Source organism: Sphingopyxis sp., assembly GCF_965279725.1.
Classification (GTDB): domain Bacteria; phylum Pseudomonadota; class Alphaproteobacteria; order Sphingomonadales; family Sphingomonadaceae; genus Sphingopyxis.
In genome coordinates, this window is the sequence record NZ_CBDIIL010000003.1 from 615,909 (window position 1) to 628,618 (window position 12,710).

Genomic DNA, 12,710 nt, shown 5'->3' on the forward strand with positions numbered 1-12,710 from the left:
GGCGTAGGACGTGAAAGTGCCGCCATTTGAACGGGTCGCCGATGTCGCGCGGCAAGGCGCGCGCGAGCGGCCCGACAAAATCCTGTTCCATTTCGAAGGCCGCGCGACGCGCTACGACGAATTCGACGCGAACAGCAATCGCGCCGCGGCCGGTTTGATCGCACTCGGTCTGAACCCCGACGACCGGGTCGCCTATCTCGGCAAGAATTCGGACCTCTACTTTGAGCTGCTGATGGCGGTCGCCAAAGCGGGCGGCGTGATGACGCCGGTCAACTGGCGCCTCGCGGTCCCCGAAATCGCGTGGATCACCGCCGATTGCGGCGCGCGCTTCCTGTGCGTCGGTCCCGAATTTACCGATCTGGTCGCCGCGAACCGCGACGCCTTTCCCGGTATCGAGCATGTCATCGCTGTCGAGGGCGCGGCCAATAATTTCCCCGACTATCGGACGTGGCGCGATAGCTTTCCCGATATCGACCCCGACATCGCGCGCGGCGAAACCGATGCGGTGATCCAGATGTACACGTCGGGCACCACCGGCAAGCCCAAGGGCGCGGTGCTGACCAACGGATCGGTGCTGCGCTCGCAGCTCGACCGCGACCCCGCGCTGCAGGCCGATTGGGAACGTTGGGATGAAGGCGATGTCGGGCTGGTCGCCATGCCCTGCTTCCACATCGGTGGCACCGGATATGGCATCACGGTGATGACCAACGGCGCGACCGGCGTCATCACCCGCGAGTTCGATCCGGGCGGGGTGCTCGACCTGATCGAAGCCCATGGCATCTCGAAAATCTTCATGGTCCCCGCGGCGATGCAGATCATCGTCAATCAGCCACGGGCGCGCGAGGTCGATTTTTCGCGCTTGCGCCACATCGCTTACGGCGCCTCGCCGATCCCGCTCGACCTGCTGCGCCAATGCATCGACATCTTCCAGTGCGGCTTTGTCCAGATGTACGGGATGACCGAAACATCGGGCACCATAGCAGCGCTGCCGCCCGAGGATCATGATCCCGCCGGCAACGAACGCATGCGGTCGGTCGGCAAACCGCTGCGCGGGGTCGAAATGCGGGTGATCGATGCGAGCGGCAACCCCCTGCCCCCGCGCGAAATCGGCGAGATCGCGATCCGGACCCAGGCAAACATGCGCGAATATTGGGGTCGGCCCGAGGCGACGGCCGAGACGATCGACGTCGATGGCTGGCTGCGTACAGGTGATGCCGGCTACACCGACGAGGACGGCTATTTCTACCTCCACGACCGCGTGAAGGACATGATCATTTCGGGCGGCGAGAATGTCTATCCGGCCGAGGTCGAGAACGCGATTTACAGTCACCCTGCCGTTGCCGATGTCGCGGTGGTCGGGGTGCCCGACGATCGATGGGGCGAGGCTGTGAAGGCGTGCGTCGTGCTGCGCGAAGGCCAGGCCGCCGATGCTGCGGAGATCATCAGCTGGGCGCGGACACGGATCGCCGGTTACAAATGTCCCAAGTCGGTCGACTTCATCCCGGCGCTGCCGCGCAACCCATCGGGCAAGATCCTCCGCCGCGAACTGCGCGCGCCCTATTGGGAAGGACGCGAGCGGCAGATTGGGTGAGACCAGTCTCATCGCAATAAATAGGGACAGTCCCTATTTAATCGGGGCCGATGGCTGGAGATTGCCGCGTCGCCTGCGGCTCCTCGCAATGACGAAGAAAATTATTGCGCCTGCAATTTAGCCATTGCAGCCCCCACCGCCGCCGCAATATCGCCCTCCTGCGGATTGCCGCGCAGCGCGAGCCCGCCGTTGGGCTGCAAATTCTCGCCCGTCACAAACGCCTCGTCGCTTGCCAGCCACAGGCACGCGTTGGCGACATCCTCTGCCGTATTGAGCCGCCCGAGCGGGTAACGCGGCAGGAAGGCATCGACCAGCCCCGGCGTCGCAAACGCATCCTTTGTCATCGGCGATTCGGTAAACGCTGGCGACACGATGTTCGCGCGGATGCCCGCCGCCCCGAAATCATTGGCGACGCAGCGGATCAGAGCCTCCGATCCCGTCTTGGTGCCGATATAGGCGGCATGATTGCTGATCGGCGATCGCGTCGTCGCCGACGACACCTGAATGATCGACCCGCCGGTCGGATCGTTCGTCAGCATCGCGCCGACGAACGCCTGCAGGAAATGATGCACCCCGGTGAATTGCAGCGCGACGATGGTCGCCAATTCTTCTTCGGTCACGTCGAGCAACGGCTTGAGCAATCCCCACCCGCTCGCATTCATCGCGATGTCGACCCCGCCCATCTTGGCTTTCGCCGCGTCGGCGAGCGCAAAGACCGACGCTTTGTCGGTGATGTCGCAGAGCGCGGCATGGCCGCCAATCTCCGCCGCGAGGGCGTCGAGCGGCGCCTGTTTGCGCCCCGCGACCAGCACCGTCGCCCCTTCGCGCGCAAAGATCCGCGCCGTCACCTGCGCCATGTTTCCCGTTGACGCGGCGCCGATGATGACGGCGCGCTTGCCGGCCAGCCTGCCCATGTCGATCTCCCTATAGTTTCAAGAGTTGCTTGCCGCGGTTCTGGCCGCTGAACAGCCGCTTCAACGTCGCCGGGGCGTTTTCGAACCCCTGTTGAACATCCTCGCGATAGGTCAGGCGGCCGTCCTGGACGAAGCCTTCGAGCCGCTTACGGATCGCCGGGAATTCTGCTGCCCAGTCGGTCACGATGAACCCCGCCATCGTTGCGCGCCGGAACACAAGATTGAAATAATTCTGGGGTCCCGCGGGCAGCGACCCCGTCTCGTACCGGCTGATCCCGCCGCAAATCGCGATGCGCGCGCCAGTTGCGATCTCGCCGAGCATGTCGTTGAGGATCGCGCCGCCGACATTGTCGAAAATGACATCGACGCCGCCGGGACAATATTCCTTGATCTGCTTGCGCAGGTTACCTGCTTTGTAATCGATCGCCGCGTCATAACCCGCTTCCTCGACGAGCCAGCAGCACTTGTCCTCACCGCCCGCGATGCCGACCACCCGGCAACCCGCAATCTTTGCGAGCTGCCCGACAACCGAGCCGGTCGCTCCCGCTGCACCCGAAACCAGCACCGTCTCGCCCGCGACCGGCCGCCCGACCTTGAACAGCCCGCAATAGGCGGTGACCCCCGTTGTCCCCAGCACCGACAACATCGCAGTGGGTGGCAGGGTGGTCTCAATCTTCACCAGGCCGTCGCCGTTCGACACATGCCATTCGGTCCAGCCGGTCGAGCCCATGACGATGTCGCCCACCGCAAAACCGGGATGCTTGCTCTCGACAACTTCGCTGATCCCGCTGCCGCGCATCACATCGCCAATGGCCATCGGCGCGACATAGTCGGCGATATTTTCCATCCAGCCCTTTTGCGCCGGGTCGAAACCTAGATAGAGCGTCTTCAGCAGCAGTTCGCCCGCCCCCGGCGCACCGATGTCAGTCTCCACCAGCTGAAAATCGCCATCCTCTATCCCGCGCCCGCGCGGATGTCCGTTCAGCAGCCACTGGCGCGATGTCGGCATCGATACTCTCCCTGTTCTTTGTCTGGAAAATGCGCCTGCGCTTGGCCAGCAACCACCGCCAAAAGTGCCAGTCGCGCGGGCCGCACGGGGGCGTAGGGTGCGATCAGGGAGAGATAAGATGCCCGACGTCCGCCGCAGTTTCTGCCGCTTCTGCCATGCGAATTGTGCGATGCTCGTCACCATCGACGAAGGCCGCGTCACCAAGGTTCAGGGCGACGCCGATGACCCGGTGTTCGGCGGCTATACCTGCATCAAGGGTCGCCAGTTGCCCGAGGCGCACCACGGTCCGCAGCGGCTGATGGTGTCACAGAAGCGCGTCGACGGCGCGTTTCAGGATATAGCGATGGAATCCGCGCTCGACGAGATCGGCGCCAAATTGTCGGCGATCATCGCCGAGCACGGCCCGCACGCGGTCGCCGTCTATGGCGGCACTTATGCGTTTCAGAACAGCGCCGGGGTCGGCAGCGCGATGGCGTTTGCGCAGGGGCTTGGCACCCGCAACATCTACACATCGGTCACCCTCGACCAACCCGCCAAAGTCTATACGACGATGCGATATGGCAACTGGATGGGCGGGATGCACACATTTGCCGACGCCGACGTCGCCTTTTTCATCGGCAACAACCCGATCGTCTCGCACTATGGCCCGCCGGGCGGCCTGCCCCCCTTCTCACCCTCGCGGCGCCTGCGCGACGCACTGGAGAAGGGGTTGAAGCTGATCGTCGCCGATCCGCGCGAGAGCGACGTCGCGGCGCTCGCGCATATTCATCTGCCCGTCCGCCCCGGCGAAGATCCTGCGCTGCTCGCCGGGATCATCCATGTCATCCTGTCCGAAGGGCTCTACGACAAGGGCTTCGTCCAGCAATATGTCGATGGCTTCGACGAACTCGCCCGAGCCGTCGCCGACTTCACCCCCGCCGCCGCCGCCTCGCGCGCCGGGGTCGAGGAAGACCAGCTGATCGCCGCCGCCCGCATGTTCGCCACCGGTACCAAGGGCGTCGTATCCACCGGTACCGGCCCCGAAATGGCAGGCCAGGGCACGCTCACCCAATATCTAGTATCCTCGCTCAACATCATCTGCGGGCGGTTCTGCCGCGAGGGCGAAAAAAGCTCCATCCCGCGGGTCTTCACCGCTGTTTCGCCGCGCCGGGCACAAGTCTCGCCGCCGATGACGCCTTATGGTGAGGGCTTCCCCGCGTCGCGCATCCGCGGCCTGACCCATCTCGGCATGGAGATGCCGTGCAATGTGCTGGCTGACGAGATGCTCACCCCCGGCGAGGGGCAGATTCGTGCGCTCATCTCGATAGGCGGCAACCCGGTCGTCGCCTTCCCCGATCAGGACAAGATGACCCGCGCGCTGGACGGCCTGGAGCTCCTCGTCAGCATCGACGTCAACGCCGAGTCCGCCACCGCGAAACGCTCGGACTATATCCTCGCCCCCACCATGTGCCTCGAGCGTGAGGACATCAGCAACCTGTCCGAATGGTGGTACGAGATACCCTATGCCCGCTACACCGAGGCGATGATCGCGGCGCCGGGTGACCTGATCGAGGAGTGGGAAATGCTCTGGGGCCTAGCGCACCGCATCGGCAGCCCGATCCCGCTCGCCGGCGGCCGGTGCCCGATGGATGCCAAGCCGAGCAAACAGACGTTTCTCGATCTGATGACCGCCGGCTGTGTGGTCGAACCGGGCAAAGTCCGCGCCGACACCGTCGATGGCAAAGCGGTGATCTATCCCGACCTCCACCCGATCGTCGAAGCCGGTGACCCCGATGCGCCCGGCCGCTTCGACCTCACCGCCGGGGCAATGCCCGACCAGCTGATCGCCTATGCCACCGCCGACCAGCCGACTCCCGATTTCCCGTACCGCATGGTGTCGCGCCGCAGCCGCCACCGGTTCAATTCGACCGGGCAGAATCTGACCGCCTTGACCGCCAAGCGCACGACCAACCCCGCCTTCCTGCATCCCGACGACATGGCGCGCATCCCGTGCAGCGAGGGCGACATCGTTCGCATCCGTTCGGCAGCGGGCGAGGTGGTCGCAGAGGCGCGCGCCGCGGCGGGTATGCGACCCGGCGTCGTGTCGATGGCGCATGCGTTTGGCGGCCCCGACGTCGGCCCCGACGAGGTCCGTGAGCGTGGCGCCTCCACCAACCGCCTCGTCAGCGAAACCGTCCGTTATGATCCGATCACCGGTCAGTCGCTGCAAAGCGCGATCCCGGTCGCCATTGTTCCCGCCTGAGGAGTTTTCATGCCCGATAACCGCCGCTTCCTGCTCATCCGTCGCCCCAATGGTGAACCCGTGCAGGCGGACTTTTCGCTCGTCACCGAACCCGCGCCCGAGCTGGCCGACGGCCAATTCCTGATCCGCAACCATTATGCCTCGCTCGACCCCGCGATCCGCGGCTGGATGGACGATGCGCCCAGCTATATGCCGCCAATCCCGCTCGGTACGCCGGTGCGCGCGTCGACCGTCGGCGTTGTCGAGGCGAGCAAGGCCGAAGGCTTTGCGCCCGGCCAATGGGTGATGGGCCTGAACGGGATCGAGGAATATTCGGTCGGCACCGTCGGCGGCTTCACCCAGCCGATCGACGCGGGGCTGGTACCGTCGGTCACCAACTATCTGTCGGTGCTCGGCGCGGTCGGGATGACCGCCTATTTCGGCTATATCGAGGTGTGCGAGCCGAAAGACGGCGATGTCGTGCTCGTCACCGGCGCCGCGGGCGCCGTCGGATCGCTCGTCGGCCAGATCGCGAAGATCAAGGGCGCCGGCAAGGTCATCGGCATCGCGGGCGGCGCAGAGAAATGCGCCCGGCTGATCGAGCGATACGGCTTCGACGCGGCGATCGACTATCGCAGCAAGGACGTCCACGCGCTGACCGAAGCGATCCGCGTCGAAGCGCCCGACGGTGTCGATATCATCTTCGAGAATGTCGGTGGCGACATCCTCGACGCCGGACTGATGAACCTGCGTCACGGCGCACGCATCGGCCTGTGCGGCCTGATCAGCGAGTATAACAGCGTCGAAAAGGTCGGCGCGCGCAATATCTGGCAGCTAATCGTCCACCGCGCCTCGATCCGCGGGCTACTCGTTGCCGACTATATCGCGCGCTTTGCCGAGGGCGGCGCCGAGATGGCAACGTGGCTGCAAGCGGGCAAGCTGGTCGCCGACGAGCATGTCGACGAAGGCATCGAAAACAGCTTCGACGCCTTCATGCGGCTGTTTTCGGGGAGCAACCAGGGCAAGATGATTCTGAAGATCGCATGACGGTGACGAGGCGCCTGCTCGTCCTGTCGGGCGGCCATCCTTATGAAGCCGAGCCGTTCGCAGACCTGCTCGCGAGCTTTGATGGCTGGACGGTCACGCATCTGATCCATCCCGAGGCCGAGGCGGCGGTCGCGGCGGGCGCCGCGCGCGAGGCCGACGCGATCCTCTTTTACGACATGCCGGGTTACAGCTTCGGCGGTGGCCGGGTGATCGCGCGCGCGCCATCGTGGACCTATCGCCGCGCGATCACCGACCATTTCGCGCGCGGGGGTGGGGCGGTCGCGATGCATCATGCGATCGCGGGCTGGGCCGCGTGGCCCGAATGGGCCGATATGCTTGGCGGGCGCTTCCTTTACGAAGCGGGTGAGGCGAACGACGCAGCGCATCTCGACTCGGGTTACCGCCACGATGTGCGTTACGAAGCCGTAGTGCTCGAGCCTGATCATCCGGTGATGGCAGGCCTACCGTTACGCTTTCCGCTGTGTGACGAGCTGTATCTGGCGCCCGTCTGGGGCGCGGCGACGCCGCTGCTCCGCGCCGATCATGCGTTCGTTCGCGAGAATTTCTATTCGGCGACACAAGCAGTTGCGGGCCGCATGTTCAGCAATAGCGGGTGGGATCATCCGCCCGAAACCGACGTCATCGCATGGGAAAAGCCGGTCGGCACCGGCCGACTCGTCTACCTCCAGCCCGGCGACGGACCTGCCGCCTATGCGGACCCCAGCCTCCGCCGCCTGCTCGCTAACGCGCTGGACCATGTGGCCCCCACTTTGGCGGGCGCCTAACGAAATTGTGCATCGCGCCGCCGCTGCGGCTGCATATAGTTGCGCGTATAAAAAGAAGATTGAGGGAAGAGGCGCGTGAACGATATCGCCGCAAGTAGTTTTTTCGAGCCGAAGGTCATCGCCGACCCGTTCGATTATTATCGCGCGTGGATGCCGAAGAGCCCCGTCGTGCAATTGTCCGAGGGCATGTTCCTCGTCCTGTCCTATGAGCATTGCGCGCAGGCGACCGGCGACGTCGATACCTTCTCTAATAATTTTCAGGGCACACTGTCGGGCGCGATGGCCGAGGACAGCGACGTATCCGCGATCCTTGTCGAAGGCTGGCCGCAGGTCGATACGCTGCTGACCGCGGACCCGCCGACGCACACGCGCTTCCGCAAGCTCGTCAATCTCGCATTCTCAATGAAGCGCGTCGCCGCGATCGAGCAAGATATGCGGGGCGTCGTCGTCAACCTGATCGAGAAGATGGCGGCAAAGGGCGAGTGCGATTTTGTCCGCGATTTCGGCATCCCGCTGCCCGTCGCGATGATCGCGAGCCAGATCGGCATGGAGGGCGATCTGAGCCGCGTGAAGCGCTGGTCCGACGCCTTCGTCGATCGCCTCGGCCGGATGATCCCCAAGGAACGCGAGCTGGAATGCGCGCGCGAGGTCGTCGAATTTCAGCATCATATGAAGGCGAAGATCGACGAGCGGCGCGCGAACCGCGCCGAAGATCTTCTCTCCGACCTCGTCCATGCCGAGATCGACGGCGAGCGCCCGCTCGAGGATGCCGAAATCCTGTCGATCATGCAGCAGCTGATGGTTGCCGGGAACGAGACGACGACCTCGGCGCTGGCCGGCGGACTGCTCCAGCTGATCGAAAATCCCGACCAGATGGCAAAGGCGGTCGAGGCGGTCGACGGTGGCAATGACCGCGCGATTCTTAACCTGGTCGAAGAAGTGCTGCGCACCGAGAGCCCGACCGCGGGCATGTGGCGCATGGTGCTGAAGGATGCCGAACTCGGCGGAGTCAAAATCCCGCAAGGTGCGATGGTCCAGCTGCGCTATGCCGCGGCGAACCGCGATCCCGCCAAATATCCCGACCCCGACCGTTTCGACATCGAACGCGCCAACGCGCGCAGCCACCTGGCCTTTGGCAAGGGCATTCACATGTGCGTCGGCAACATACTGAGCCGCAAGGAAATGGCGGTCGCTTATTCCGAGCTTCTGAAGCGCCTCACCGACTTTCGCGTCGCGGACGGGCATGTGCCGAGTTGGCCACCCAATATGCTGCTGCGCGGGCTGACTACGCTGCCGATCAGCTTTCGGCGGCGCGCATGAACTTCGATTTCGACGACGACCAGCAGTTGACGCGCGACACGATCGACCGATTCCTCGGCCCGATCGACATCGCGGCGCGGCATGCGATGCGCAAGGTCGAGGGTGGCTATTCGCGCGACCGGTGGCAGGAGGTTGCCGGCCTTGGCCTGCTCGCGCTTGCGGCGCCCGAGGCGATGGGCGGCATCGGTGGAACGATGGTCGACCTGGCGCTCGTTGCCGAGGCGCTCGGCAAGGGGATCGCGATCGACCCATGGCTCGAAAACGGCGTGTTACCGATACGGCTCGCCGCAGCGGCAGGCGATGACGCGCTGGTCGAAGACCTGCTGGCCGGGTCGCGCTTCGCCGCGGTCGCTTTTGCCGAACCCGGTCGCCGCTATGAAACCGAAGCGGTCGGGTCGCGCGCCGAGGGTGGCCAGATCATCGGTGCCAAGACCTTCGTTCTCGGCGCCCCACTCGCCGATACACTCCTCATCACACTCGCCGAAAACCAGCTTGCAAAGGTCGCCCGCGATGCCGTGGGTGTTGTGTTGCAGGACTATCCAGTGATTGACGGATCGAACGCCGCGACGATCGACTTGCACCGTGCACCCGCCGAAATCCTCGACCTGCCCGCGGCGAACTTCGCGCGCGTGATCGGCGATATCCGCCTGCTCGCCGCCGCCGAAATGCTAGGGCTGGCACAGAAGATGTTCGACGACACCCTCAGCTATGTCGGCGAGCGCCAGCAATTCGGCGCCGCGATCGGCAGCTTTCAGGCGCTGCAGCACCGGCTTGTCGAATGTTACGCCGCGCTCGAACAGGCGCGCTCGATGGTGCTGAGGACCGCAATGCTTGACCCGACCACCGACGATATCAACTGGCCGCGCATCGCGGCGGGGGCCAAGGCCTTTGTCGGCGAAGCGGCGATGAAGATTGGGCTTGAGGCGGTGCAGATGCACGGCGGCATGGGCCAGACCGACGAACTGGCGATCGGCCATGCGCTGAAGCGCGTGATGCTGCTCGACAAGTTGTTCGGCGATCAGCACCATTGCCTGCGCAGCTATGCGAGGGCCGCATGAGCGCACTCGCCCCCATCGCCCCGGGTCTGTGGACCGACGAGGCCGAACCACGGCTGATCGGCGGGCGGCGAGCGAGCGGCGAGATTGTCTTTCCCGTTCCCGATGGCGACGCGGCCGCGCTGGTCGAGCCCGTTGCGCTGTCGCGGCATGGGACCTTGTGGTCGTGGACGACGCAAAGTTTCGAGCCGAAATGGCCTTATGCGGGTCCGCAACCCTTCACGCCTTACCTGATCGGTTATGTCGAACTGCCCGGCGAGGTGATCGTCGAGACGCATATCGTGGGCGCCGGCCCCGCCGACCTGACGATCGGTATGGCGATGGATCTCGTCATCATTCCGTTCAACGCCGAGCGATCGACCTATGCCTTCCGGCCGGGGAGCAGTTCATGAACGACGACGTCTATATCATCGGCGCGGGCATCCACCCGTTTGGTCGCACCGACGGTCGGTCGGGGCGCGACCAAGGCGTCTTTGCCGTGCGCGAAGCGCTCGCCGACGCTGGGCTGGAGTGGCGCGACGTCGAATTCGCCTATGGCGGCTCGGCAGCGGCTGGATCGGCCGACATCATGGTCAACGAACTGGGGCTGACCAGCGTCCCCTTCATCAATGTCGCCAACGGCTGTGCGACCGGGGGCAGCGCGTTGACCGCGGCGGGCAACGCGATTGCGGCGGGGGCGTGCGACATCGCGCTGGCGGTCGGGTTCGACAAGCATCCGCGCGGCGCCTTCAATGCCAAGCCGTCCGATTATGGCCTGCCCGAATGGTATGGCGAGACCGGCATGATGCTGACAACGCAATTCTTCGCGCTCAAGATCCAGCGGTATATGGCGTTGCACGGGATCAGCCGCCGGACGCTGGGCCTGGTCGCCGAAAAGGCGTTTCGCAACGGCACGCTGTGCGAGCATGCGTGGCGGCGCTCACCGGTCGATCTCGACACGATATTGAATGCGCCGGTCGTCAACGACCCACTGACCAAATATATGTTCTGCTCGCCCGCCGAGGGCGCCGTCGCGCTGGTGCTCGCGAGTGCCAAGAAGGTGCGCGAACTGGGGTCAGATGCAGTGCGCATCGCGAGCGTCGCCTTTCGTACCCGGCCCGAGGGTTCGTTCGAAGTGTTCGCGCCGTCGGTGGCGGTCGGCGGCGGCGGCAAGCCGACCGAAGTCGCGAGCCGCGCCGCCTTTGAAATGGCGGGCATCGGCCCTGCGGACGTGTCGGTCGCGCAATTGCAGGACACCGAAAGCGGCGCCGAGATCATGCATATGGCCGAGAACGGTTTTTGCGCCGACGGCGAGCAGGAACAATGGCTGGCCGAGGGATGGAGCGAGATCGGCGGAAAGCTGCCGATCAACACCGACGGCGGCTGCCTGGCGTGCGGCGAACCGATCGGCGCGTCGGGCCTGCGGCAAGTTTATGAAAATACGGTGCAACTGCGCGGTCGCGGCGGCGAGCGGCAGGTGCCGAACGACCCCAAGGTGGGGTATAGCCATGTGTATGGCGCGCCCGGCCTGTCGGCCGTGGCGATCCTCGAACGTTAGCGGATTTATGGATCTCGACCTCACCCAAGCCGAACTGGATTTCCGCGACGAGGTGCGCGATTTCCTGCGCACGTCGCTTCCCGACCATGTCCGCGACGGCGCCAAACGCACCCCCGGGGTCTTCGTCGAGCCCGACATCGGCCTCGTCTGGCACCGCATCCTGAACGACAAGGGCTGGGTCGCCTATCACTGGCCCGAAGATTGCGGCGGCACCGGCTGGACGGCGATGCAGCGCTATATCTTCGAAAAGGAATGCGCGATCGCTGGCGCGCCGTCGCTCTCGGTGCTCGGCCTGCGCCTCGTCGGCCCGGTGATCTGCGCCTTTGGCACGCAGGAACAGAAGGACCGCTTTCTCCCTGCCATCCGTGCCGGGACCGATTATTGGTGCCAGGGCTATAGCGAACCGCAAAGCGGCTCCGACCTCGCTTCGCTGCGCACCCGCGCGCGGCGCGATGGCGACGACTATGTCGTCGACGGTTCGAAAATCTGGACCACCCACGCGCACCACGCGAACTGGATCTTTTGCCTCGTCCGCACCGACAGCGAGGTGAAGAAGCAGGCAGGAATCAGCTTCCTGCTGATTCCGATGGACCAACCGGGCGTCACCGTCACCCCGATCATCACCATGGCGGGCGATCATGAGGTCAATCAGGTTTTTCTCGACGGCGCCCGCACCACGGCCGACAACCGGATCGGCGACGAAGGCCAAGGGTGGACGATCGCCAAATTCCTGCTCGAGAACGAACGCGGCGGATCGTTTCACGCGCCGCGGCTGATCCGCGCGATCGACGATCTGGAACAACTCGCGGGGATCGCGCCGAGCGGACATAATGGTTCGCTGGGCGGCGATATTCAGGTCGCGATCCGGATCGCACGGCTGCGGCTCGAAGCCGAAGCGCTGGAAACCACAGAGCTCCGCATCCTGGCCGACATTGCCAAGGGCCGTCCCGCCGGCCCGCAGACCTCGCTGGTCAAGCTGATCTCGTCCGAGATCCACCAGCAGATCGACGGCCTCGCCATGGACCTCCACGGCTATGACGGGCTGCAACTGCCGACCGTCCGCCCGCTCTATGGCAATGAAGCGCCGCCGCCGATCGGCGACGACGACGCACAGATTGCCGCCGCCCGCTATCTCAACAGCCGTGCCTGGACCGTATTCGGCGGTTCGAGCGAAGTTCAGAAAAATATCATAGCAAAGACGGTGCTCCGCTTATGACACATGCATTGCGAC

The 12,710-nt window shown here is 64.8% G+C and carries 11 protein-coding genes; 9 read left to right on the top strand and 2 right to left on the bottom strand.

All coding sequences use genetic code 11. The annotated features are described in order from the left end of the window. Positions 1-10 precede the first annotated feature (10 nt). A complete protein-coding gene (locus ACQY6T_RS11860; RefSeq protein ID WP_428630995.1) occupies positions 11-1,591 on the top strand; it encodes a fatty acid--CoA ligase in 1,581 nt (526 codons plus the stop codon). Between the two features lie 101 nt (positions 1,592-1,692). Here the strand turns inward: ACQY6T_RS11860 and ACQY6T_RS11865 are convergent, their stop codons facing one another. Together ACQY6T_RS11865 and ACQY6T_RS11870 are read right to left on the bottom strand one after the other, a co-directional pair. Further along, the gene (locus tag ACQY6T_RS11865; RefSeq protein WP_428630996.1) at positions 1,693-2,505 is read right to left on the bottom strand and encodes an SDR family NAD(P)-dependent oxidoreductase; all 813 of its coding nucleotides are present in this window, start codon (positions 2,503-2,505) and stop codon (positions 1,693-1,695) included. A gap of 10 nt (positions 2,506-2,515) precedes the next feature. Further along, positions 2,516-3,514 carry an NADP-dependent oxidoreductase gene (locus tag ACQY6T_RS11870; protein ID WP_428630997.1) on the bottom strand — a complete coding sequence of 333 codons (999 nt, stop codon included), beginning with the start codon at positions 3,512-3,514 and terminating at the stop codon, positions 2,516-2,518. Between the two features lie 118 nt (positions 3,515-3,632). Between ACQY6T_RS11870 and ACQY6T_RS11875 the strand changes: the two genes are divergently transcribed. The 8 genes from ACQY6T_RS11875 (at position 3,633) to ACQY6T_RS11910 (ending at position 12,695) form a co-directional block, all read left to right on the top strand. Further along, positions 3,633-5,756 (top strand): molybdopterin-containing oxidoreductase family protein, encoded by a 2,124-nt coding sequence (locus ACQY6T_RS11875; RefSeq protein ID WP_428630998.1) that lies wholly within the window; start codon positions 3,633-3,635, stop codon positions 5,754-5,756. Between the two features lie 9 nt (positions 5,757-5,765). Next, positions 5,766-6,782, top strand: a complete 1,017-nt coding sequence (locus ACQY6T_RS11880) for an NADP-dependent oxidoreductase (RefSeq protein ID WP_428630999.1) — start codon at positions 5,766-5,768, stop codon at positions 6,780-6,782. Further along, complete coding sequence (locus tag ACQY6T_RS11885; RefSeq protein ID WP_428631000.1) at positions 6,779-7,567, top strand: ThuA domain-containing protein; 789 nt, start codon at positions 6,779-6,781, stop codon at positions 7,565-7,567. Before ACQY6T_RS11880 ends, ACQY6T_RS11885 begins: the two co-directional genes overlap by 4 nt. Before the next feature lie 75 nt (positions 7,568-7,642). Continuing rightward, entirely contained in the window at positions 7,643-8,887 is a 1,245-nt protein-coding gene (locus ACQY6T_RS11890; RefSeq protein ID WP_428631002.1) for a cytochrome P450, read from the top strand. Continuing rightward, positions 8,884-9,945: an acyl-CoA dehydrogenase family protein gene (locus ACQY6T_RS11895; protein WP_428631003.1), complete on the top strand. Its 1,062-nt coding sequence runs from the start codon at positions 8,884-8,886 to the stop codon at positions 9,943-9,945. The genes ACQY6T_RS11890 and ACQY6T_RS11895 overlap by 4 nt, the downstream gene beginning before the upstream one ends. Next, entirely contained in the window at positions 9,942-10,334 is a 393-nt protein-coding gene (locus ACQY6T_RS11900) for a Zn-ribbon domain-containing OB-fold protein (RefSeq protein WP_428631004.1), read from the top strand. The genes ACQY6T_RS11895 and ACQY6T_RS11900 overlap by 4 nt, the downstream gene beginning before the upstream one ends. Beyond that, positions 10,331-11,479, top strand: coding sequence for a thiolase family protein (locus ACQY6T_RS11905; protein WP_428631006.1), 1,149 nt, complete (start codon positions 10,331-10,333; stop codon positions 11,477-11,479). The genes ACQY6T_RS11900 and ACQY6T_RS11905 overlap by 4 nt, the downstream gene beginning before the upstream one ends. A gap of 7 nt (positions 11,480-11,486) precedes the next feature. Then, positions 11,487-12,695, top strand: coding sequence for an acyl-CoA dehydrogenase family protein (locus tag ACQY6T_RS11910; RefSeq protein WP_428631008.1), 1,209 nt, complete (start codon positions 11,487-11,489; stop codon positions 12,693-12,695). Positions 12,696-12,710: the final 15 nt, after the last annotated feature.

Excerpts from the sequence above, each read along its gene's own strand:
- ACQY6T_RS11875 (WP_428630998.1), top strand. The coding sequence starts at position 3,633 with ATGCCCGACGTCCGCCGCAGTTTCTGCCGCTTCTGCCATGCGAATTGT.
- ACQY6T_RS11895 (WP_428631003.1), top strand. The coding sequence starts at position 8,884 with ATGAACTTCGATTTCGACGACGACCAGCAGTTGACGCGCGACACGATC.
- ACQY6T_RS11905 (WP_428631006.1), top strand. The coding sequence starts at position 10,331 with ATGAACGACGACGTCTATATCATCGGCGCGGGCATCCACCCGTTTGGT.
- ACQY6T_RS11885 (WP_428631000.1), top strand. The coding sequence starts at position 6,779 with ATGACGGTGACGAGGCGCCTGCTCGTCCTGTCGGGCGGCCATCCTTAT.
- ACQY6T_RS11865 (WP_428630996.1), bottom strand. The coding sequence starts at position 2,505 with ATGGGCAGGCTGGCCGGCAAGCGCGCCGTCATCATCGGCGCCGCGTCA.
- ACQY6T_RS11870 (WP_428630997.1), bottom strand. The coding sequence starts at position 3,514 with ATGCCGACATCGCGCCAGTGGCTGCTGAACGGACATCCGCGCGGGCGC.
- ACQY6T_RS11900 (WP_428631004.1), top strand. The coding sequence starts at position 9,942 with ATGAGCGCACTCGCCCCCATCGCCCCGGGTCTGTGGACCGACGAGGCC.
- ACQY6T_RS11910 (WP_428631008.1), top strand. The coding sequence starts at position 11,487 with ATGGATCTCGACCTCACCCAAGCCGAACTGGATTTCCGCGACGAGGTG.
- ACQY6T_RS11880 (WP_428630999.1), top strand. The coding sequence starts at position 5,766 with ATGCCCGATAACCGCCGCTTCCTGCTCATCCGTCGCCCCAATGGTGAA.